Annotated in this window: 26 protein-coding genes and 3 tRNA genes; 9 read left to right on the top strand and 20 right to left on the bottom strand. The window is 48.6% G+C overall.

The features are described from left to right. Positions 1-69 precede the first annotated feature (69 nt). Complete coding sequence (locus tag ACGCCZ_RS12820; protein WP_411656212.1) at positions 70-462, bottom strand: rhomboid family intramembrane serine protease; 393 nt, start codon at positions 460-462, stop codon at positions 70-72. Positions 463-592: 130 nt separating this feature from the next. On the opposite strand from ACGCCZ_RS12820, the gene ACGCCZ_RS12815 reads away from it, so the two are divergent. Next, positions 593-808, top strand: coding sequence for a hypothetical protein (locus ACGCCZ_RS12815; protein ID WP_054324172.1), 216 nt, complete (start codon positions 593-595; stop codon positions 806-808). Between the two features lie 7 nt (positions 809-815). On the opposite strand, the gene ACGCCZ_RS12810 is transcribed toward ACGCCZ_RS12815, so the two are convergent. The 3 genes from ACGCCZ_RS12810 to ACGCCZ_RS12800 form a co-directional block, all read right to left on the bottom strand. Then, positions 816-1,070, bottom strand: a complete 255-nt coding sequence (locus ACGCCZ_RS12810; RefSeq protein ID WP_054324171.1) for a hypothetical protein — start codon at positions 1,068-1,070, stop codon at positions 816-818. A 439-nt stretch (positions 1,071-1,509) separates the two neighbouring features. Further along, the gene (locus ACGCCZ_RS12805) at positions 1,510-1,791 is read right to left on the bottom strand and encodes a hypothetical protein (protein WP_411656211.1); all 282 of its coding nucleotides are present in this window, start codon (positions 1,789-1,791) and stop codon (positions 1,510-1,512) included. Between the two features lie 318 nt (positions 1,792-2,109). Then, the gene (locus ACGCCZ_RS12800; protein ID WP_085533056.1) at positions 2,110-3,033 is read right to left on the bottom strand and encodes an SIR2 family protein; all 924 of its coding nucleotides are present in this window, start codon (positions 3,031-3,033) and stop codon (positions 2,110-2,112) included. A gap of 219 nt (positions 3,034-3,252) precedes the next feature. Here ACGCCZ_RS12800 and ACGCCZ_RS12795 point away from each other — a divergent pair, with 219 nt between their 5' ends. Continuing rightward, on the top strand, positions 3,253-3,645 hold the full coding sequence (locus ACGCCZ_RS12795) for a cytidine deaminase family protein (RefSeq protein WP_054324166.1): 393 nt from the start codon (positions 3,253-3,255) through the stop codon (positions 3,643-3,645). A gap of 236 nt (positions 3,646-3,881) precedes the next feature. Here the strand turns inward: ACGCCZ_RS12795 and ACGCCZ_RS12790 are convergent. From ACGCCZ_RS12790 to hprK, 10 genes are all read right to left on the bottom strand, one after another. Continuing rightward, positions 3,882-3,957 (bottom strand) — tRNA-Thr (locus ACGCCZ_RS12790). 4 nt (positions 3,958-3,961) lie between these two features. Beyond that, positions 3,962-4,038, bottom strand: a tRNA-Asp gene (locus ACGCCZ_RS12785). 3 nt (positions 4,039-4,041) lie between these two features. Continuing rightward, positions 4,042-4,117, bottom strand: a tRNA-Trp gene (locus ACGCCZ_RS12780). A gap of 178 nt (positions 4,118-4,295) precedes the next feature. Beyond that, complete coding sequence (gene pfkA, locus ACGCCZ_RS12775) at positions 4,296-5,264, bottom strand: 6-phosphofructokinase (protein WP_085533058.1); 969 nt, start codon at positions 5,262-5,264, stop codon at positions 4,296-4,298. Positions 5,265-5,426: 162 nt separating this feature from the next. Continuing rightward, on the bottom strand, positions 5,427-8,906 hold the full coding sequence (locus ACGCCZ_RS12770; RefSeq protein ID WP_411656210.1) for a DNA polymerase III subunit alpha: 3,480 nt from the start codon (positions 8,904-8,906) through the stop codon (positions 5,427-5,429). 35 nt (positions 8,907-8,941) lie between these two features. Further along, positions 8,942-9,838 carry a DNA-binding protein WhiA gene (whiA, locus tag ACGCCZ_RS12765; protein WP_242967362.1) on the bottom strand — a complete coding sequence of 299 codons (897 nt, stop codon included), beginning with the start codon at positions 9,836-9,838 and terminating at the stop codon, positions 8,942-8,944. A gap of 91 nt (positions 9,839-9,929) precedes the next feature. Continuing rightward, positions 9,930-10,787 (bottom strand): RNase adapter RapZ, encoded by an 858-nt coding sequence (gene rapZ, locus ACGCCZ_RS12760; protein ID WP_054324165.1) that lies wholly within the window; start codon positions 10,785-10,787, stop codon positions 9,930-9,932. A gap of 40 nt (positions 10,788-10,827) precedes the next feature. Next, complete coding sequence (gene murB, locus ACGCCZ_RS12755) at positions 10,828-11,736, bottom strand: UDP-N-acetylmuramate dehydrogenase (protein WP_054324164.1); 909 nt, start codon at positions 11,734-11,736, stop codon at positions 10,828-10,830. 26 nt (positions 11,737-11,762) lie between these two features. Further along, on the bottom strand, positions 11,763-12,515 hold the full coding sequence (locus ACGCCZ_RS12750) for a phosphatase (RefSeq protein WP_158088990.1): 753 nt from the start codon (positions 12,513-12,515) through the stop codon (positions 11,763-11,765). Between the two features lie 147 nt (positions 12,516-12,662). Beyond that, positions 12,663-13,634, bottom strand: coding sequence for an HPr(Ser) kinase/phosphatase (hprK, locus tag ACGCCZ_RS12745; protein ID WP_411656208.1), 972 nt, complete (start codon positions 13,632-13,634; stop codon positions 12,663-12,665). 286 nt (positions 13,635-13,920) lie between these two features. On the opposite strand from hprK, the gene ACGCCZ_RS12740 reads away from it, so the two are divergent. The 4 genes from ACGCCZ_RS12740 to ACGCCZ_RS12725 all read left to right on the top strand — a co-directional run bounded on the left by ACGCCZ_RS12740 (position 13,921) and on the right by ACGCCZ_RS12725 (position 15,728). Further along, entirely contained in the window at positions 13,921-14,532 is a 612-nt protein-coding gene (locus ACGCCZ_RS12740; RefSeq protein WP_411656206.1) for a glycosyltransferase family 4 protein, read from the top strand. Further along, the gene (locus tag ACGCCZ_RS12735; protein ID WP_411656205.1) at positions 14,511-15,092 is read left to right on the top strand and encodes a glycosyltransferase; all 582 of its coding nucleotides are present in this window, start codon (positions 14,511-14,513) and stop codon (positions 15,090-15,092) included. Before ACGCCZ_RS12740 ends, ACGCCZ_RS12735 begins: the two co-directional genes overlap by 22 nt. Before the next feature lie 68 nt (positions 15,093-15,160). After that, positions 15,161-15,394 carry a hypothetical protein gene (locus tag ACGCCZ_RS12730; RefSeq protein WP_054324159.1) on the top strand — a complete coding sequence of 78 codons (234 nt, stop codon included), beginning with the start codon at positions 15,161-15,163 and terminating at the stop codon, positions 15,392-15,394. 154 nt (positions 15,395-15,548) lie between these two features. After that, positions 15,549-15,728: a hypothetical protein gene (locus ACGCCZ_RS12725; RefSeq protein WP_054324158.1), complete on the top strand. Its 180-nt coding sequence runs from the start codon at positions 15,549-15,551 to the stop codon at positions 15,726-15,728. A gap of 82 nt (positions 15,729-15,810) precedes the next feature. On the opposite strand, the gene ACGCCZ_RS12720 is transcribed toward ACGCCZ_RS12725, so the two are convergent. The 5 genes from ACGCCZ_RS12720 to ACGCCZ_RS12700 form a co-directional block, all read right to left on the bottom strand. Next, positions 15,811-16,911, bottom strand: a complete 1,101-nt coding sequence (locus ACGCCZ_RS12720; RefSeq protein WP_054324157.1) for a DUF362 domain-containing protein — start codon at positions 16,909-16,911, stop codon at positions 15,811-15,813. Between the two features lie 139 nt (positions 16,912-17,050). After that, positions 17,051-17,368, bottom strand: coding sequence for a hypothetical protein (locus ACGCCZ_RS12715; protein ID WP_054324156.1), 318 nt, complete (start codon positions 17,366-17,368; stop codon positions 17,051-17,053). A gap of 425 nt (positions 17,369-17,793) precedes the next feature. After that, positions 17,794-17,994 (bottom strand): hypothetical protein, encoded by a 201-nt coding sequence (locus tag ACGCCZ_RS12710; protein WP_054324154.1) that lies wholly within the window; start codon positions 17,992-17,994, stop codon positions 17,794-17,796. A gap of 66 nt (positions 17,995-18,060) precedes the next feature. Further along, a complete protein-coding gene (locus tag ACGCCZ_RS12705; protein WP_198945607.1) occupies positions 18,061-18,591 on the bottom strand; it encodes an HD family phosphohydrolase in 531 nt (176 codons plus the stop codon). A gap of 319 nt (positions 18,592-18,910) precedes the next feature. Next, positions 18,911-19,225 (bottom strand): hypothetical protein, encoded by a 315-nt coding sequence (locus ACGCCZ_RS12700; protein ID WP_153802347.1) that lies wholly within the window; start codon positions 19,223-19,225, stop codon positions 18,911-18,913. Between the two features lie 43 nt (positions 19,226-19,268). Here ACGCCZ_RS12700 and ACGCCZ_RS12695 point away from each other — a divergent pair, with 43 nt between their 5' ends. Next, complete coding sequence (locus ACGCCZ_RS12695) at positions 19,269-19,562, top strand: hypothetical protein (RefSeq protein ID WP_161803683.1); 294 nt, start codon at positions 19,269-19,271, stop codon at positions 19,560-19,562. Positions 19,563-19,789: 227 nt separating this feature from the next. Further along, entirely contained in the window at positions 19,790-20,062 is a 273-nt protein-coding gene (locus tag ACGCCZ_RS12690; RefSeq protein ID WP_411656204.1) for a hypothetical protein, read from the top strand. 43 nt (positions 20,063-20,105) lie between these two features. On the opposite strand, the gene ACGCCZ_RS12685 is transcribed toward ACGCCZ_RS12690, so the two are convergent. Continuing rightward, positions 20,106-20,876 carry a collagen-like protein gene (locus tag ACGCCZ_RS12685; protein ID WP_411656203.1) on the bottom strand — a complete coding sequence of 257 codons (771 nt, stop codon included), beginning with the start codon at positions 20,874-20,876 and terminating at the stop codon, positions 20,106-20,108. A gap of 290 nt (positions 20,877-21,166) precedes the next feature. Between ACGCCZ_RS12685 and ACGCCZ_RS12680 the strand changes: the two genes are divergently transcribed. Next, positions 21,167-22,111, top strand: coding sequence for a DUF6017 domain-containing protein (locus tag ACGCCZ_RS12680; RefSeq protein WP_007860264.1), 945 nt, complete (start codon positions 21,167-21,169; stop codon positions 22,109-22,111). Positions 22,112-22,139: the final 28 nt, after the last annotated feature.

The raw sequence follows: 22,139 nt of genomic DNA, 5'->3' as shown, positions 1-22,139 counted from the left end.
AATATTTCACCTTGATTGGCAAAATAAAGAATAGCAACAATTCAAAATCGGGATAAAGTGCAGCAAAGGCTAAAAAAGGGACAAATTCAAAAAATGATTGACTCCATAGCCGGTGACCCATGCGGCCAAAATTGACCCTAGTACGCCGCAAAGATAATAAACATTGAACCGAAAGGCTCCCCATTCGCTTTCCAAAGCGTTGCCCAGTAGACAATAAAAATAGAGATTGAATAAAATCCAAAACGGAGAACTGGAGGGGGGCAAAAAGATAAATGTGATCAAACGCCAAATTTGTCCCTGTGCGACTAACCCCATATCAAGTGCCAGTAGCGATTGAACTGGCGCCCCTGGAAGAAACAGATCGATTAAAAAAATCGCCAGCATTATACCAGAGAGATAATACATCAAATGAGGAATCGCATAGCGGCCAAATTTGTAGTCAAGATGATTCAGCCATTTCATGGATAACACCTTCCTTATCTTTCAAGTCTCGGTCAAAATGATTGGATTCATACAACCAACCCCTCTATCCCCTCAGATTCGGGCTAAAATCGGGTATACTAACAACAAATTATTTGAAGGAGGTATCGCTATGCAATTTGATTCGTCCGATCTGGAAAACATCTGTGAAGCTCTACACCAAATGGAGTTTCGTTGTATCAGAAACATTCATCTGATTGAAGATGCACAGCTCATTTCAACAGATGCAAATTCTCAAGTGGAACTGAGCTTGTTGCGGAATCAGCTGCAACGATGCCACACAACTATGGAAAAAATAAAACTTTTCGGAAATTCCGACCAGCATTGATCGTTCCTCAATCTTCGTCTAACACGACCTCATCCGCAAGGTCTGCAATTGCAGCAAATAATGCCTGTGGGTCCTTATGAGTATCGCGCAATAGATCTGTATCCTCTTTATCATTCCCCCATACCGAGAAACGCCCATCGTCCTGACGGACAACTTCTAATTCCGTATACTTCTCATATCGATGTGGATCGAACTCTTTTTGTCCGCCGAATAGTCGATTGATTGCATCCCACTTGTGAGTCCTAAAAAAGTATCGTTTCATCCGCTTTTGCTTCCTTTCTATCCTTTGATTCTTTTCGGACACCAATCCTCTTCTATCGAATAAAATATTGGTGGAGGTGTGAATCATGGTTGTAAAAATGAACGTCTACCACTGTATGAACCCCAAAGAGAACCCTGAACCTCAGTGGATGAGGCGCCCCAAAATGCGGGCGATCCCCAAGAGGATCTAGTCAAACGGTTTAAAGAGTCGCCGGACTCCTTTTTCCCTTCTTTTTATCCACCCACAAAGCCCGATTCCGAAACATAAGCGCCAGCTCTGAAAGCCTTCTTTCCGAAAAAGGGAAAGAAGGCTTTCAGAGGACTCATCCGTTTTGGACGCTTATGGCCGCACAAAATGTCCTTTTGTTCGAACTTTTGAGATTTAAAACTCTGGCATGATAAAGAAAAAGAGAGCCAAAACAGCTCTCTACAGGATGGGGTCAAGTCCCCGAGGAATAGAAAAAGGTCGTACCATCCACAACCTTACACCAATCGGATCGCTCCAAAATATCCAGAACCTCGCTGCGCTTTACTTTTCCGCCCAGGGCTTTCGTCACCTCAGGCATACGAATCAGGCGGTCTGGATTCTGTTTAAAAAATGCTTCCAACTGTCCTTCCAAATTGGAGGAACCCTGTGCCTTCTGCGGCGTTGTCGCTGGTCTAGAAACACGCCGGTCGATTAAGAAAGCCTCTGTATGCTGTTTGACATACATAAGAAACATGGTCTTGATTCGACTTACCAAGCGCGGTTGAAGACCCTCTGATGCTGCAAGTTGATCAAATCTGCACCGAGCCAAATCCGTCATCGTTTTGTAATGGTGCCGCTCACAATAAAGAAGAAACGGCCGATAGATCTCCCCGGAATAAATTTGCTCGATTTCGTCCACAATAACATTCCTTTCCTAACTTAAAGTCGTGCGAGAAATCATTATACAGGAATCAATCGAAATCTGCAAGCATTTTCCAAAAAAACAGGAAACAATGGATCGTTTAAACAGAAACGTCCTCTACAACCGATGGTTCTATAGCCACTGAAATGCTCATTTGACGAAAGATTCATTTCCCCGCAGATGTTGCCGAATCTTCTCCAACACATTCAAATATCCTCGCTCATAACTTCCTGCCGGCACCTGTTGAAAAACCACCTCAACATTTAAACTTTCAAGCAAAGAGTGCAGCTGTAAAAAGCTTTCCCTTTCTTCTCCCACATGGTAAAATACAATGCGATTCTTTATAAAGGAAGCCATCCCGCGGTAATTCGCATTCATCAGGAAAGCCCGATACGTCAGCAGCCACCAGACGTCCACCTCCACCCGATCCAACCCATAGCCAACGAAAAAAAGGTCGTGCGTAAAAAACAGGTCTGCAAAACTTCCGGTGCTCTTCCGTTCTCCTCTTAGCAGATTAAATAGTACCACATCACGTACGCCCGGTTCGTGGGCGAGCAGCATCCCTCTCAGTTTTGCCAAAGCCCCTGCATAATGTTCAAAACCTAAGCAAACCGAGGAAGGGGCCTTCGCCTCTCCATGAATATGCCGGACTATCTTCCCTCCTACGATCTGCTTGCGGTATAAGCTATAACGAATTTCATCGCTCCCCGCCCTTATCCCACGCTGAAAAAAACCTGGGTCCCATGCATACTCCAACATATAATCATAATTGGTCGTCAAAATTTCTTTCACCGGCAGTTCCATCAAACACCTATGGAGCACTTGCGGCTGACTTTTTGGATTCAACATGGACGAAACAACACAGGTTTTGATCCGCCGGAATGCCTGATCCCCAGAAAAGCGCCCTTTTTTCAAAGCAATATTGGCAATGCGTTCAAACTCCATGGTAAAGGAAGCATTTTTGTTTCCTGACACACCTAGTCTTTCCGCCAAACTTTCTAACATACCGCCCCAGGAATGTAGAGTCGGATAACAGCGGTTCAAGCCATTGCCAACAAAAAGTGCATTCGGCATTTATTCATCCTCTTTCTAAGTCTTTTGGCCCCCTCTTTCAAAAAGCGGATTTGGTGAGTATGTGAATAAAAATGCGGATCTCCCCAGTTACAGCTCGACATTGAAAGAAACACGGGATAATTGTATCGTTAACATTCGGAGCAAATAAAAATGAAATGGGTTCAACAAGCTATTTCGAAGTGAAAACAGCTGAACCAACGGAAAACAAAGGAGGTAAAAATGGACCAAATATGGATGGATTTATATAACGCTGCAAAAGCAGTTCAAAATGACCGGGTCCTTTCAGAACAAATCCGTGCAGGATGTGTAGCTGCGGCCGTTGAGTCAAACTCCGGGAAAATCTATGTTGGCGTCTGTGTAGATACAGCGTGTTCCCTTGGTATCTGTGCAGAAAGAAACGCCATATTCAACATGATAACCAATGGGGAAAATGAGCTGAGGCGCGTCGTAGCGTTAATGCCAAACGGAAAAACGGGAGCCCCCTGTGGCGCATGTCGTGAATTTATGGCTCAACTCATGCCGGGCAAATGCAATCAAGTACAAATCATGATGGATTATGATACCAATCAGATCTTGACTCTCAGTGAACTGACGCCAGAATGGTGGATATAGATTTAAGCGATTCCATGGAGTAGAGTGAAGTTAGGCACGATAAGGACATCCTATCTCTTTAGCCATGAACAAGCATGAAGCATTATCCATTTTTTGAAATCTCATTTTTCATTTTCCCTCAGTACATATCCCAAAGTATAACAGATCCGTTTTTTGTAACCATGCCTAAATAGCGACAATCAAAAAAATACAGATAACAAAAAGTCCAGGACCCCAAATGGTTCCTGGACTTTTTGTGGAGCTGCTAACCAGAATCGAACTGGTGACCTCATCCTTACCAAGGATGTGCTCTACCGACTGAGCCATAGCAGCAAAATGGCGACTCGGAACGGGATCGAACCGTCGACCTCTAGCGTGACAGGCTAGCGTTCTAACCAGCTGAACTACCGAGCCATATGGCAGGGGCAGAAGGACTTGAACCCTCGGCACGCGGTTTTGGAGACCGCTGCTCTACCAACTGAGCTATACCCCTATTTCTTTGCGGTACCCTCAAGCGCGAGATTAATTTTAGCATTTTCTACACAATCTGTCAATAGCTTTTCCCAAACTTTTTTTAAAAATTATTTCCAAAGAAAAGGAAGAAAAAACGGGCGAATTCGAACCACGTTTTCGCCCGTTTTTAACCAATTCTATGTAGATTCCCCTCCAAATCAGATGGAAATCTTCAATGCAATATCATAGAGTTCTTTGTTGAAAGGACGCTTCATCGCCAACGCCTCGGTAATGTCCAAATCGACAACCTTACCTTCGCGAACCACAATGACACGATTGCTGCGGCCGCTCTCAAGCAGCTTTACCGCTTTATAACCCATCTCACTGGCTACTACACGATCGCGCAACGTCGGCGAACCACCGCGCTGTACATGGCCCAGAACGGTTGCACGCGTCTCAATTCCCGTGCTCTCTTCAATCTTCTTTGCCAACTCTGTCACACCGCCGACGCCTTCAGCCACCACAATAATGAAGTGTTTCTTGCCAGTTTTCTGGGTAAACCGCATGCGGTCGATAATGTCCTTCTGGAAGTCAAACGGAACTTCCGGAACCAGAATCACGGTTGCGCCCACTGCAATTCCTACCTGCAACGCCAAGTCGCCACAGCGGCGGCCCATTACCTCTACAACGCTGCAACGATCGTGGGACTCTGTCGTATCACGCAAACGGTCCACCATTTCCACCGCTGTATTCATGGCCGTATCAAAACCGACCGTGTACTCGCTGCTGGATACATCGTTGTCGATGGTACCAGGAATACAGACACAGGGGATGCCTGCTCCAGTCAGGTCGCGCGCACCACGGAAAGAACCGTCGCCACCGATCACCACAACGCCTTCGATGCCCAACTGGTGGCACATATCAGCCGCCTTCTGAACTCCTTCCGGCGTATTATATTCCTTACTGCGCGCTGTATACAGCATTGTACCGCCGTGATGAATGATATCCGATACACTGCGGAGATCCATCGCAAACACGTCGCCGTTCAACAAGCCGTGATACCCTCTGTGAATACCAAGAACTTCCATTCCAGAAGTCAACGCTGTACGCGCCACTGCACGCACCGCTGCATTCATACCCGGTGCATCACCGCCGCTTGTCAGCACGCCAATTTTTTTCATACTCATAACCGTATCCTCCTAAAACAAAATCTATTTGATTTTATAAAGCCGCGCCCGTATGGCGCTGATACTGGATTCTTTGTCTAATTATCCCTATTATAGCGTATTTTGTAAGAACTAATCAAGACATAAATATGGATAAATGAACCCGCTATATGGAAAATTCACTCATTCTTTCACAAAAGCAACATTTGCATTCCCCAAAACCTTACGAAGTTCGCGCAATAACACATCATTTACATCCACACGCATAGCGGTAGGAGCAAGCATCAACTTTTTCGTATCTTCAAAATAAACATATAAGGGAGTTGGTCCATCAAAGATCAACAGGTATTTCTTGGCCTTCTCATATAAAGGGCTCTCTTTTCCTGGAACTTTTAGATATAAACCGGGCCGCTTTGTTTTTCTTTTGGGCGCCCCCTCCACGTGATGTCCTTTTTCTGGAGCAGGAAGTACCTGTTCACAGACCAGTTTGGTCTCCTCATCCTCGCGCATACTGACACGTCCGCGCATCTGCACAATATTTCCCTCTGCAATGAGGGGCGCATACTGCGTCAAAGTATTTGGGAATACCAGGGCTTCAATGGAGCCAAACATATCTTCCACGGTGACAAAAGCCATTGTGCTATTGTTTTTTGTCACCTTCAAACGAACCTTGGTAAGAATTCCCAACAGTGTTACGTTGTCGCCGTCATGGTAACGGTCCAGCTCTTCATCCAATAAATCTCCCGTCTTTGCTGCATGCAATCGGTCATATTCTTCTAAATACTCTGCCATTGGGTGTCCGGAAAGATACATTCCCGTCACTTCTTTTTCCATGGCCAACTTATCCGCAATGCTCAAGTCCTGCATAGGTCCGACCGTAAATTCTTCCTCCGCCGCCTTTGGAGTTAAGCTGTCAAAGAAACCCAGCTGTCCCTCAACATTGCGTCGTTTGTCCGCATCCAACGACTCTAGGACAGAAGCAACGCTCTCCAACATTTGCCTACGGTTATAACCTAACTGGTCCAACGCACCACATTTTACCAAACTTTCCAATGCACGGCGGTTTAAATCTTTTCCATACATCCGCTTACAGAAATTATAAAACGAGGTATACGAACCATTTTCATCGCGTTCCTGTAGGAGACTGCTGATGAATCCCTTTCCCAGATTCCGGATTGCCAAAAGCCCAAAACGAATGTCTTGGCCGTCAACGGTAAAGCCGTTGCGGCTGAGGTTGACATGGGGAGGCAATACGCGGATTCCCAAACGAACACACTCTGCAATGTAGCGCGCCAACTTGTTTGTATTGTCCAAAACACTGGTGAGCAGCGCCGCCAGGTACTCTCGCGGGTAATAACATTTCAGCCAAGCCGTCTGATAGGACAGGGTTGCATAAGCAGTTGCATGCGATTTGTTGAATGCATAGGAGGCAAAACTCTCCATCTCGCCGAAGATCGCTTTGGCGGTTTCTTCATCCACTCCACGGCGGATACATCCCTCGACTTCCACCGTGCCGTCCTCATTGACCAAACCATAAATAAAAATCTGCCGTTCCTTTTCCATTACAGCCGCTTTTTTCTTGCTCATGGCGCGGCGAACAATATCAGCACGTCCGAGGGAATACCCCGCCAAGCTTCGAAAAATCTGCATAACCTGTTCCTGATAGACAATACACCCATAGGTGACGTCCAGAATGTCCCGCAACAGCGGATGGCGGAACCGCACTTTCTCTGGATGATGGCGGCACTCAATGTAGCGTGGGATGGAATCCATCGGCCCGGGACGGTACAGAGAAATCACCGCAATCAGATCTTCCAGGTGCTCCGGCTTCAGCTGCATAATGACACTGCGCATTCCACCGGATTCAAATTGAAAGACCCCATCCGTCGAGCCGGCGGAAAGCATGTCAAAGACTTTTTGATCGTCCAACGGAATCTTCTCAATCTGAAAATCCGGGTCCTTTTCCCGAATCATCCCCTGCGCATCGTGTATGACCGATAGGTTCCGCAAGCCCAGAAAGTCCATTTTCAGCAGGCCCAGTTCTTCCAATGTCGTCATGGTATATTGTGTGACGATCGAATCATTATTCTTTGCCAACGGGACATATTCGCTTACCGGGCGGTCTGTAATTACGACTCCGGCCGCATGTGTAGAAGCGTTCCTGGGCATTCCTTCCAGCTGGCGGGCCATATCGATCAGCTCATGAACCTGCGGGTCCGTATCATATCGCTGCCGCAACTCTTGGGAAGCCTTCAGCGCCTTTTCCAGTGTAATATTCAGCTCCATTGGAACCAGCTTTGCAATGCTATCCACAGTCGCGTAGGGAATCGCCATAGCGCGTCCCACATCACGAATCGATCCGCGTGCCGCCATCGTGCCAAAAGTGACAATCTGCGCCACATGATCGCTGCCGTATTTACGCACCACATAATCGATCATCTCTTGCCGGCGCTCATCGCTAAAATCAATGTCAAAATCGGGCATACTGATCCGTTCCGGATTCAAAAAACGTTCAAACAGCAGATGATACCGCAATGGGTCCACACCTGTAATGCCGATGCAGTATGCAGCTAAGCTGCCCGCCCCGGAACCACGCCCAGGTCCCACCGGAATCCCGACACTTTTCGCATACCGGACAAAATCGTATACAATCAGATAGTAATTGACATACCCCATCTTTTCAATGGTGGAAAGTTCGTACTCCAATCGCTCAACAATGGCAGAATCCGGATGCTCTCCGTAGTATTTGTACAACCCTTCATAACATTTCTCGCGAAAATAAGCTGTGTTTTCCTGCCCGTTCGGCGTATCAAAATGTGGTAACTTCGTCTTTCCAAATTCAAACTCTACACGACAGCGCTCTGCAATTTTCCAAGTGTTGTCGGCAGCCTCCGGATGATCTGGAAACAACGCGCGCATCTCTTCCTCCGTCTTATAGTAAAATTCATCCGAGGCGAATTCCATGCCGTCCTTATCTTCGACGGTATGGTTCGTTTGAATGCACAAAAGAATATGGTGCATCTTGCTGTCTGCACGTTGAATATAGTGGCAATCGTTCGTAACCACCAATGGAATTCCGGTATCCTTAGACAGACGAATCAACGACGGATTGATCAATTTTTGTTCCCGAATTCCGTGATCCTGTAGTTCCAAAAAGAAATTCCCGTCTCCAAAAATATCCCGATAGCGCAAGGCCGCTTCCTTTGCCCGCTCGTAATCATTTGCTGTAAGTGCCCGTGGAATCTCTCCTGCCAGGCAAGCAGACAGCGCAATGAGCCCTTCATGGTATTGCTCCAGAAGCTCATAGTCCACCCGCGGCTTACTGTAAAACCCTTCGATCCAACTTTTTGATACCATAGCGGCTAAATTTTGGTAACCAGTGTTATTTTCACAAAGCAGAACCAAATGGCGATGCTCAGAATCAAGTTCACGGGTCTTATCAAACCGGGAACGCTGTGCCACGTACACCTCGCAGCCAATGATCGGGTTAATGCCGCGCGCCTTTGCCGCCTTATAAAACTCCACCGCGCCATACATCACGCCGTGGTCTGTGATCGCCACCGCTTTATCCCCACGTTCCGCCGCAGTATCCAAAAGACGGTTGATGCGGCATGCGCCGTCTAAAAGGCTGTATTCCGTATGCAAATGCAGGTGCGCAAACATGTCGCTTCCCCCTTTTCCATAAATGTAACAGGTTCTTATCGCTCGGATCGACTTTCTGCCAATTCCACAAGGCGTTGTAAACGATGATTGACTCCGGATCGGCTCAACGGAGGCGAAAGCGTCTCCCCCAATTCCCGCAGGGACATATCCGGATTTTGCAGGCGCAGTTCTGCCAGTTCGCGCAGGTCTTCCGGCAATTCTCCCAATCCCGTAGAGGCAACAATCTTCTGGATTGCCAACAACTGTCGGGCTGCAGCTGTTGCCGTTTTTCCAAGATTTGCTGTCTCAAAGTTGGTCCGGCGATTGACCTGATTGCGAACCTCTTTGAGCATCTTGACCTGCATGAGCTCCATAGCGGCCGATTGAGCGCCCAAGTATGTCAGCACATCCGTAACCTGCTCCATTCCCTTGCTATAAACCACAAACGCCCCCCGCCGGTTGCTCAAACCCGGCTGTAAATTTTCAACACCACAGGTCTGTAGGATACATAAAAGATCCTTTGCCAAATTGCTATAAGGCACAACAAACTCCAGATGATACTCCTTGTTTGGATCGGTTACCGTGCCGCAACACAAAAATGCACCGCGCAAAAATGCCGCTAGGCAATCCGGGCAGAGGAAGTTCTGCTTATGAATACGCAGGTTCATCTCCCCCGCTTCATGTCCAAAGACGCTCAACAGGCGTTCTCTCTGGTCGTCCCCCTCTACAAAGACGGAGAAGGTATTATGATTCTCCTTCTTACGGGAAAAAGAACTGCGTAGATCGACGATGACCCCGGCCACCTGTGCCGCCAATTGAGCCACCTGATGGGCGACAGAGGCATTTTCTGTTACCATACAGACCGACGATCTTGAAAAACCCCTGCCAAATAAAAGTAAACCGTAGCACTCCGCCCTTCTGCAGCAGGAGCGCTGCGGTACTGATTTACACATTTCATTTTTGGTATCTGCCGCAAACGACACGATTTCACCGCCTTACTGTCCAATTCCGGTCTTCTGCCAAGCGCAGGCTTTTAAAAACCGTTTATTTTCGAATATCCCGATGATTGACACTTGTCCGATGCCCTTTTTCCAGAAGATGATCGTAAAGCAGCTGAGCCAACGCGACGGAACGGTGTTTTCCTCCGGTACAACCGATCGCAATCACCAACTGACTCTTCCCTTCATCACAATAGAGCGGAATCATGTAGTCGATCAAACTGATAAGCCTCTGCACAAAGCCCTTTGTCTGTTCCCACTTCATCACGTAGGAGTATACCGGTTCATCCAAGCCTGTGAGAGGTTTGAGTTCCTCGATATAAAATGGATTCGGCAGACAGCGCACATCAAAGACCAAATCGGCTTCCGTTGGGATGCCATACTTAAAACCAAAGGAGACACAATGAATCATCAGAGCCTGGGAAGCATCTCCCAAAAACAGGTTGGAGATGCGCTCTTTGAGCTGTGCCGGAGAAAGAAAGGAGGTATCAATGATATAATCCGCTTTTTCTCGGACGGGGCGCAAAATCTCACGTTCCAGCTTAACCGCTTGTTCCAGAGAACCCAGGTTGTTCTCTGCCAAAGGATGTTTCCGGCGCGTCTCCTTAAAACGGTTGATGAGCACAAAGTCGTTTGCATCCAGGAATAAAATGCGATAGCGTTTATCCTCATTTCTTAAATCGTCCAATGTCTCAAACAGACTGCTGAACATATCGCCCCCGCGGATATCCGTCACCACAGCGACGCGAGAAAAAGTGTTCCCCGCCTTGGCACACAGATCGTAAAACGTAGGAATCAGCTTGGGTGGGATGTTGTCCACACAATAGAACCCTATGTCCTCCAAAGCATCCACCGCTCGGGATTTTCCTGCCCCAGAGAGGCCTGTGACGATTAAAAATTCCATGAAAACTCGCATCCTTTCCTGTAAACATCCGGGCGGCCGGTCAAGACACCAGCCGCACCTCGCATTCCAGAGAGACCCCTGTTTCCCGGAGAACCGTCTCCTGGATGATGGAAATCAGCTCCAAGACGTCCTTACAGGTCGCATCTCCCAAATTCACTATAAATCCAGCGTGTTTTTCGCTGACTGCGGCTCCGCCCACACGGCGTCCTTTGAGTCCACACTGCTCAATTAACGCCCCCGCATAATGGCCAGCCGGCCGTTTAAACACGCTGCCTGCACTGGGCTTATTCAAAGGCTGCTTTGCCTTGCGGCTATTATAGTGTTCCTCCATCAGCAGTGCAATCTGCCCTGCATCGCCCCGCTGCAATTCCAGCGTCATGGAAACGATGGTACAACCGTTTTCCATATAGGCGCTGTGCCGGTAACCAAACTGCAAAGAATCCCCGGACAAAATGCCAAACGTCCCATCCGGCGCAACATGGCTGACTGAGGTGACAACACTGCTCATATCGTAATTATAAGCCCCCGCATTCATATAAACTGCTCCGCCTGCCGATCCGGGGATGCCCCAAGCAAATTCCAAGCCAGCAAGGGACCGCCCCTTTGCAAAATTACACAGGCCTGCCAAGGAAATACCTGCGCCACACACAATCTCCTTTTCACTGCGTTGATGAACATCACAAAATTCGCCGTCCAACAGGATCACCGCGCCGCGAATTCCTTCGTCGCTCACCAGCAGGTTGGAACCGTTTCCAACCATCATGACGTGCACGTCCAGTTCCTTCGCTTCCCGCAAAAAGTCAGACAACATTGCCGCATTGTGCGCCGTCACAAAAAGCTCGGCGGGACCGCCAATTTTAAAGGTCGTATGGCGGTTCATCGGCTCCTCATAAGCCACGCCACATCCGAAAGCCAATGCCTTTCTCCCAAGCATTTCAATCCGGTTCATCGTGTTCCTCCCTCGCCATTTATTCTTTAAAGCAAATCCAATTCCAACAGAGGGTCTTGATATACCTTGGTGTATTGCCTCAAGTAGGCATTAAAACGCTCTACGCTGGAATTGACCACCAGTTCCTCTGGGAAATCCAGTTCCTCTAACAAGCGCAAAGAATTCTCAAAGCATCCCACACGTGCCGAAAAATGGGAATCCGTATTGACCACAATGGGAACCCCATACTGTTTGCAGAGCTTCATAATCTGTACACAGTTCTGGACCGATTTCCGGCGGTTGCTGAACGTCGCCTCGTTCAGTTCAACCAGTTTCCCATTCCGCCCAAATTCTGGGATGACCCGCTCATAATCATACTTGAATTGTTCGGAACCGCTGTGCCCAATCACCTGGATGTGCGGATTTTTGGAAATGTTCAACCATGCATTGGTGATCGCTTCTACAGAATGCGGCCCTTTGGGCATAGCCGGATCATGCATCGAAGCAACAATCCAATCCAAACTGTTCAAGTCGCTCTCCAAAAGATCTGTGTTCCCTTCGTAGTCTATCACATCACACTCTTCCCCGCGCAAGACCAATACGCCTTCCAACTTGTGCGGCACCACTACTAAATTCTGGAAATACCATTTTCCCGGGGCATCCGGCATGGCGACACCATGGTCGGTGATGGCAATGGCGTACAGCCCTTTTACTGCCGCCGCGTGCACCATTTCGTTGAGGGTAGAATACGCATGCGTGGACGCGATGGTATGACAATGAGTATCCGCTATAATTTTCATCGTTCTCTGCTCCGTATGCAATAAAATGTACGGGGCGGTTCCAATGGATAGAACCGCCGCCGCAAGAGATTCCCGCATGCCGCAAAAGGAAGTTTTCCCCTTAGGGCACACGGCTGATCGTTCAAATAATAAACATGCCCGAACAATTTACAGGTCCAGTTCCAGCTTCTTTTCATCCTCTCGCAACGTGGACACATCCATTCCTAAGCTGGCCAAAAGCTCTGTGGCAGCATTATAGCCCATCTTCTTCTGGCGATTGTTCATTGCTGCAACCTCAATGATAATCGCAAGATTTCGTCCGGGCTTGACCGGAATCGTCAATACCGGAACCTTGATTCCCAGGATCTCGGTGTACTCGCTGTCGATTCCCATACGATCGTATACCTTTTTGTTGTCCCAAATTTCCAGATTGATTACAATATCAATCTTCTCCGTCACCTTAACCGCACCCATACCAAAGATACGGCGGGCATTGATGATTCCGATACCACGCAGCTCGATAAAATGGCGGATATTTTTCGGCGCAGAACCAACGAGAGACTTTGCGGAAACACGCCGGATCTCCACCGCATCGTCTGCGATCAAACGATGCCCTCGCTTGATAAGCTCGATTGCCGTTTCACTCTTGCCGACACCGCTGTCCCCTACCAGCAGAATTCCTTCGCCGTAAACTTCAACCAGCACACCATGGCGCGTAATACGCGGCGCCAGCTCTACATTCATGAACTGTACCAGCGCTGCTACCAAGCTGGAAGTGGTCTCTTGGGTACTCAGCAGCGGTACACCGTTCTGTTTTGTCGCCTCCAGCAGCTCTGGTGCAGGCTTCAAGCCCCGCGCTATGATGGCAGCCGGCGGTTTCTGCGAGAACAGCTCGTCCAAAACCTTGGCGCGTTCCGCCGGTTCCAAGGAATCGAGGAATGCGGTCTCCGCATTGCCAAAAATTACGATTCGGCTGGTGTCGTAATAATCAAAGAACCGATTGAGTTCCAAACCTGGACGGTTGACGTCCATGGAAGAGATCATAATTTTATCCGGGTCGCCGCACATATTGATGACATCCAAAGAGAGCTCCTGCATGACTTTGGAAAGGGATACTCGAAATTGACTGGTTGGCATCATGGATACACCTGCTTTCTTTGTTACTTTTCCAATCGACAACCTCCCCGCGAAGCTGCCATCGGCCCGGTGGACTAGACCATCCGGAAAACATCTTGTTGTTATTATATATCAATAACGGAGAAGTTTAAAGGGAATTGCCTAAAATAATATGGAGGATTTTATGTTACAGATGCGGGAGAATATGCTATAATGGTGACGCATCATTCTACCTCTACGGCATTTTTGTGAAAATGCTCTTTTTCCGTTGTATTTTCGTAAGAGCAATGAATATAGGGACGGGTGAAAAATGAAAATTGCACTTTTTTTAGAAGCCTACCTCTCCCAGGCAAACGCATCGGCTACACACGTGTCTCTTTTAGCCGAAGGTCTTGTCAAACTGGGGCATGAGGTTTTGATTGTTACAACCGACCCAGAGACCGACGAGTGCTACGAGCAAGACGGGATTCTCTATTGTCCTGCCAAACCAAGCTCCAATCTTTTTGGACAGAGCGCCCGGGTATCAAAGCTGCCCGGCTTGGTTCCTTTCATTGAGGCTTTCTCCCCGGAACTGGTGCACATCCAAACGATCACTGAGGTCGGCGGACTCGGTCTGAAATACGCCCAAAAGCATCAGCTGCCGGTTGTTTGCACCTTGCACGACCTTCAGGATGTTCAGGAAGGATTCGGTTCTAACCGGCCAGCAGTTCTTCTCAATAAAAGGCAGTGCCAGATGCTCTTCAAAAAAATCCTCTCTGGTTCAGACGTGGTTACCACCGCCTCCCAGAAATGTGCAGAGGCGGCTCAGGTGCTGTTTCCCTGTCAAATTCATAGAATCCCCTATTGTGTGGATACCGAGCGTTTTTGCCCCGCTCGCTGGACGATCCCGCCAAGGAGGAGATGCGTACACGCATGCATTTGACCGATGGAAAAATTGGGTTTGTTTTTTCCGGGCGTCTCTGTGCAGAAACACGGGTGGAGGAACTTCTCGCCTGTTGGGGAAAAGCGGTAGCCACAAGAGACGACTTGCGGCTCATTCTGGTGGGCAGTGGTCCGGATGCTGCAGAGTTACACGAACGTGCACGGGTACTTGGCGTTGGCGATAAGGTGTTTTTTGCAGGAGGCCTTACTCGCGACGATCTCAGTCTATGCTTTTCCGTCTGTAAGGCTTTTGTCAGTGCGTCGGATTCCATCACGATGGAAGCTGCCCCGATTGAGGCTATTGCGAGCGGGTTGCCCGTCGTCTTGAATCCATCTTGTGCCAATGCCGACTTGATTATCAGAGGTGTAAATGGGTTTTCCTATGAAACGCCGGATGAACTGGGAGACATTGTCAAAAAACTCGCGCAGCTCGATGCAGACGGGGAACAACTCATGCGCAAATTGGTCAGCAAAACCGCCGCCAGTTTGACCGATCTCAACCAGGCCAAGGCGCTTGTCTCCTGCTATGAAATGGCACTCGGGCGCCATGTGCAAAACTGAAATCCTTTCTGCATAGATTTCCTTTTTAAGGACCATACTATGGAAAACCGATGAAGGAGATGTTTTTCATGGCCCGTACCCGCAGGGGAATCGACTATGATACGGAAATTATGAAGGTTGAGGCTCAAATCACCCGCTGGAAAAAGACGATTATCGAATTGGAAGAAAAGCGAAAAGAGCTTTTAAACGCAAAACGGGAAGCAGAAATCAACACGCTTTACGACGCCATGCTGCGTTCTGGCAAAACCGTCGACGATGTCCTGTCCTTGCTCTGTCCTACGCCAACCGAACATGCAGGTTGACTTCCATCCGTTTCCTTGTGAATCTGTGAACCCTTCTGCATATACTAGTAGTCCACCGAAGTTACACGCATATACACAAGTTTATGCTTTTAACCTCGGTGATCTACAGGAATCTATATGTATCTCGTATAGGCTCCTTTGCGGAGGTGTTTTCATGGACAACCGATATGGCGGCTTCAACAAGGGATACAACGGGGATATGTCTGCGGCAGGTTACTTCGATTCCCTTCCACTGGAGGTTAAAGAAGAAATCAATCGTCGGGCAGCGGATATTCATTCGATTTCCGACCTCGAGGTACTCGCCACCTATCTGGAGAACAAACTGGAATCGTAAAATCACCGAATGCAAATAATGCGCCCGGACATAGCCAAAAAGGTTATGTCCGGGCGCAACATTTCATGCAAGAAATAAAAGACTAAATACGGATCAACTCGTAATCACGTGTTCCCAGTCCCATTTCCTCTGCGTAATCGATGGTGACGCGCCAATTGGTGGTTGGATGCGTCGCATCAAAGTGGTCATGTACGGGTTTCCCATCGATGATACTTCCCGCCATTGCAGGCTGTTGGTTGCAGAGATCTGCACACGCCATGTCCAAAGCTACTGGATCATACGAAGCCAACATACCGACATCCGGAATAATCGGAACGTCGTTCTCTGCGTGGCAATCACAGAATGGAGAAACATCACAAATCAAGCTGATATGGAAATTCGGCTTCTCGCGGAGAATGGCCGCAGAGTATTCCACAATCTTTTTATTCAGTATATCGTTTGCCTCATCATCCGGGGATTTTACCGCATCCATCGGGCAAGCGCCGATGCAACGTCCACATCCTACGCACTTGTTGTGGTCAATGTCCGCCTTTCGATCTGTGATGGTGATCGCAGAATGTGCACAGTTTTTCTGGCACGAACCGCATCCCACGCAAAGCGCCTGATCGACAAACGGCTTACCGCTGCTGTGCATCTCCATCTTACCTGCACGGGACCCGCAACCCATGCCGATATTCTTAAATGTACCGCCAAACCCAGTCGCTTCATGGCCTTTGAAATGGGTCAATGTGATAAAAATATCTGCATCCATAATGGCGCGGCCAATTTTCGCCTCTTTGACATACTGTCCATCCGGAACGGACACAAGCGCCTCATCCGTTCCCTTCAAGCCATCTGCAATAATGACATGACAGCCCGTAGCAAAGGGATTGTAGCCATTTTCATAGGCGGCATCCAGATGATCCAGTGCATTCTTGCGGCGCCCTACATAAAGCGTATTACAGTCAGTCAGAAAGGGGCGGCCTCCGTTGCGCCGCACCAAGTCGACAATAACCTTCGCGTAGTTCGGGCGCAGGTATGCCAGGTTGCCCGGCTCCCCGAAATGGATTTTGATCGCTGCAAATTTATTCTGGAAATCCAGCTGTTCAATGCCCGCCTTTACCACCAATTTTTCCAGCTTTTGCAGCAGATTTTGATTCAGGCCAGCTCGAAAATCAGTAAAATAGACCTTTGCTTTTTCCATCTTGTTTCCTCCTTCGTCTTTACATCCATACAAATCATGGATGGCCACTCTATAGCCACGTACTCCATCGACAAGTCATTTTTATTATAGCAAACTCATGTTTGCTTTACAATGGCATCCCTTTCGGTATTTTCGTAAATTATGGGTTCCTTTGCCCGCTGGAATGTGTACGTTTTCCCATGGCATTGATTACTCCCATCTGTGTCCGGGCGGTGGCGCGGAACACATCTCCATGGACACTCCCTTTGACGGAAAGCTGCAACCTGCCCAGCGGCGTTTGAAAAACACTGGAAAATGCACAATCCTCGCCCTGTACGGTCCCGCCAGAAAACGGATGCCGCCCTCCCATCGCCTCCAATACGCCGCTCAGTGTTTCTCCTTCTGTCTTTAAGAGCAGTGTCCCATTTACAGGGCCCATAGGTGTCTGCATAACAATGCTATACTTACCGTCGATCATGTGGATGTTCCCCTTTCACCGTCCGGTGGTGTCTCACCCCGGATTTCTCATATCACCAAACTATGCGGAAATTTCTGTACAGTGCATCATGCAGTGAAAAGCAGCGGGTTTCCTCCTTGGTCCCCGCTGCATCAAATTGCATATTTACTTTTTTCGAAGTACGTCCCGTTTTCTCTGCCAATACTGGCTCATGCTGTAATAGGAATCCTCCGTCACCTCATTGTCCAGCCATGCTGGCGGCTGAAACGCTAAAGCATCTTCTATGGAGGGAAACTCTACCTCCGCATAGAGAAATTCTGTTGGTTCCCCTCAATCCACCCAACTACATTCCAAGCGATGTCCATCTTCCAGCGCATAAACCCGATATTCTTTACGCACCATAGGGATTTCCAGGAGCTCTTCCAACTCCTGAAAGACATCCTCTGTCAGGTTCCATTCAATCTCTTTCCGGCAAAGCCTCCCTTTCCCCTTGATGCACAGCACATAGCTCGTATGATCTTTTTTACCTTTTTTCGGATTCGAACAACCGGCTCCACGGACAGATACCCTTGAAACGTCTCCGCCTTTTCCAACAGCGGCAAATCTGGAAACTCCGATAGTAGAAACTTTCGCTCAATTTCCTGCATATTTCATCCTCCGAATCTATGGTGTTTAGTGAAATTATAACACAAACCACACCACTCTTCCAGCGATCATGCAGAAGCACGCTTTTGCGAGGAATCCGGCGATTGTTCCAATGATTTCTTAGGAAGAAAATCCAGGTTTTCCCTTACTCGCAGCCGACGATATACGTGAAAAATTTCAGCAAGCGCGCACAGCTTGTCCGCTGTGCTCACCACAAAGCTTTCTGCATATTTCGGAAATGCAGGTGTCAACGGCCACATATGCTTGACGATAATATCCTTCTCTTTTTCATTCAGCTCGAACAGGCGCGTCGCATTTGCGAGCGCTGTGATCGGGTGCATGGTCATGTGGTTTCCTTTGTGGGTGCGCCAATCGTACAAATACAGGTCGTGCAGTAACCCTCCCCGCGCCGCAGAAACGGCATCCAAATGAAATTTCCGGCAAAACAAAAAGCTTAAATAGGCTACAAACAGACAATGCTGCAGGCAATTGGCGTCCTCTACATGTTGGCGAATTTCCTGCATTTTTTGTACCTTGGGTTCCTTTAATAGGTCCGCTACACATTCAAAAAACGCCGTACGGTTCTCTATACTCCACATAAAGTTTTTAACTCCTCATCAAAATTGGACTTACCGCTTCAAGTACACTATGGAGTATAACACGAAAAAAGACAAAAAGTTGCTTTTTAAAAGTCTTTTAAGGCAATTGTAAGAAAACCGTAAGATTCATTTTTAATTTTAAAGAATATAAACCCTTGTTAAAGGAAACTTTTCTTCTTGTTTTCACTTTTTTTACAATTCTTGAATTTTCTTAGGAAAACCGGGCAAACTTTCAGAAACGAATGTCCCGCAATCCGCCCAAAGCCAGCAACCCCCGGTTGACTTGAAATTTAGCGCGTGCTATCATGAGTAAAAATTTTTAAAGGAGTTGGAAATATGCTGAAAAAATAATCGCTGCCATGATGATTGCAGCTCTTACATGTACGCTATTCGCCTGCACTCCCTCAGAAGAGAGCACCTCCTCTTCTGAGACAGAGTCGTCCTCTTCTTCAATGGCTTCGTCTTCGGAGGCAGAGTCTTCTTCCTCTGAAACCGAATCAACTGTCTCTACCAATGAATCCGGCGAGGGGGCTACTTCTTCCAATACGATGTCCTCTGCTACTTCTACTGGAAACGCTGCAACTGGTACTGGAACAAATTCTAAGAAGTATACAGAAACAGATGAAAATTTCACCTTTCAGGATGGCGTGTACAAGCGTATCTACGGGAACCGCGCAATGTTTGTTGTAACGAAAGACCCGGAGTCCCTGTCGAATAAGGAACTCAAAGAGCTTGCTGAGGCAACTGCCGGCCAGTATTATAAGGACAAATATTACTGTACGGTCTGCTTTGTAAAGCCGGATAATGCCGACGGAACCTTTGACATTACGTCCAAGAAATCGGACGACCGCATGGCCACCATCCTATCCCTGCACAAGCCGGATTCCTCTAAAATGACCATTAATCTGAAAGAACGTCCGCTCCAGGAGTATATTGACAAGCAGGTGGCAAAGGCAAAAGTAAACTCTTAAATCGCTATACTTCCTATTAAAAGAGGGTGTCCCAAAACTATGAATTTTTCGATTCATAGGAAAAGGGGCGTCCTCTTTCTGTCTGGAAAATATCTCAGTTTCTAAAAAAGAGGGTATCCTTCCGTCATTTCATGGCTTCTAGGACACCCTCTTTTTGTGTCCATTTGCTCCTCCCAAGCATAAACTGTATTTGGAATATTCCAAATCTTTGCTCGGAGGTAAAGAGCATGAAAATTTATCCGAATGAAGAGCTCAATAACGCATGCTACAATTCCTCCTGTTGTCCACCGCCTTGCTGCCGCCTCCACCCTGTTGTGTACCTGTTCCATGTCCGGAACCTGGGCCAACAGGCGCGACTGGAGCGACCGGGCCAACCGGCGAACGTGGTCCCATCGGACCGACAGGACCACAAGGAATTCAGGGCATTCAAGGCGTTGAAGGTCCCCGCGGCCTTACAGGGCCGACTGGGCCACAGGGCATACAAGGAATGCAGGGCGTAGAGGGGCCGCGAGGGGCCACTGGAGCTACTGGTGCAACTGGCCCTCAAGGTTTTGCTGGATTACCGGGCGCGACCGGTGCTACTGGGCCACAGGGATTACCAGGTGCCACGGGCGTTACGGGGCCAACCGGACTCACCGGACCAACTGGTGCCACAGGAGCAACCGGACCACAGGGATTGCCCGGTGTCACAGGTGCTACGGGGCCAACCGGACTCACCGGACCAACTGGTGCCACAGGAGCAGCCGGACCAACTGGTGCCACAGGAGCAGCCGGACCACAGGGATTACCCGGTGTCACAGGTGCTACGGGGCCAACCGGACCTACCGGACCTTCCGGCGCGACCGGCGTAACTGGCGCTACGGGGCCGACCGGACCCACCGGGCCTTCCGGCGCGACCGGCGTAACTGGTGCTACTGGACCGACTGGACCCACCGGGCCTTCCGGCGCGACCGGCGTAACTGGCGCTACGGGGCCGACCGGACCCACCGGGCCTTCCGGCGCGACCGGCGTAACTGGCGCTACGGGGCCGACTGGACCAACTGGACCTTCCGGCACGACCGGTGTAACTGGCGCTACCGGACCGACTGGGCCAACCGGGCCTTCCGGCGCGACCGGCATAACTGGCGCTACCGGACCGACTGGGCCAACCGGGCCTTCCGGCGCGACCGGCATAACTGGCGCTACCGGACCGACTGGGCCAACCGGGCCTTCCGGCGCGACCGGCGTAACTGGCGCTACGGGGCCGACTGGACCAACTGCCCCGTCAATATATGCACAACAAGGAAAATGCCGTAACCATGCGGCTTTCAGCACATTAAAGACAATTAAACAACCCCTATAATTACACCTAAAACGCCGTAGCAAGGTTGGACAAGCCTTGATATGGCGTTTTTAAGTGAGTAGGATATGTCGCCGCAGCTTGAAAAGAGTTGCGGTTTTTTTATGCCCGAAAACAGGCGGTAACGTGGAACGTTAGGCGCGAAAAAGCCCTTGCAATACAAGGCTTTTCAGACACAAAAACGGCAAAGGCATACTGCAATACCAAAACCGCCGAAAACGGCTTTCTAATATTCCACGCAGACCAAGAGAGGAAGTGATGAAACATGGCAGTTTTCAGAGTGGAACGCAATACGGGATATACCGTTATGAGCAACCACCACTTGCGCAATAAGGAACTCACCTTAAAGGCAAAAGGCTTGCTTTCGCAAATGCTGTCTTTGCCCGAAGATTGGGATTATACCCTTGCGGGCTTATCTCACATCAACCGCGAGAAGATCGACGCAATCCGCGAAGCGGTAAAAGAACTCGAAAAAGCCGGATATATCGTGCGCAGCCGGGAGCGCGACGAGAAAGGACGCTTGCGGGGCGCGGATTATGTCATATACGAGCAGCCGCAGCCGCGAGAGCCGGAAGCAGCTACCAGCGGCGAACAGCCGTCTATATCGGATTACCCTACATTGGAAAATCCAACATTGGAAAATCCAACATTGGATAATCCAACGTTGGAAAAACCTACGTTGGAAAATCCAACGCAATTAAATAAAGATATATCAAGTAAAGAACAATCAATTACTGATTTATCAAGTACCCATTCCATTCCTTTCCATTCCCCAAACCCCTTGCCCTTTGCACAGGACGAAGCGGCTACGCCGCCGGAAAGGAAAAGAACGGAAGCGAAAAGCAATAGCGCAGTAGAGATTTACAGGGAGATTATCAAGGACAATATCGAATACGACCATCTCATTCAAAACTGTAAAATCGACGCAGACCGCCTAAATGAGATTGTTGACCTTATGCTGGAAACCGTCTGCACAGCCCGAAAGACAATCCGTATTGCCGGGGACGACTACCCCGCCGAACTTGTCAAATCCAAGTTTTTGAAGCTGAACAGCAGCCATATTGAATTTGTTTTGGACTGCATGAGGGAAAACACAACCAAAGTGCGCAATATCAAGCAGTATCTAAAAGCGGTGCTGTTCAACGCGCCGAGTACCATTGACAGCTACTATACCGCCCTTGTCAATCACGATTTTTACGGCGGCGAATGAGCATAGCCACACTTTACCGGGAAAGGAG

It is taken from the genome of Anaeromassilibacillus sp. SJQ-1, assembly GCF_046693725.1.
Lineage (GTDB): Bacteria > Bacillota > Clostridia > Oscillospirales > Acutalibacteraceae > Anaeromassilibacillus.
Note: the sequence above shows the minus strand (reverse complement) of the source record. Positions and strands in the feature narration are given on the sequence as shown.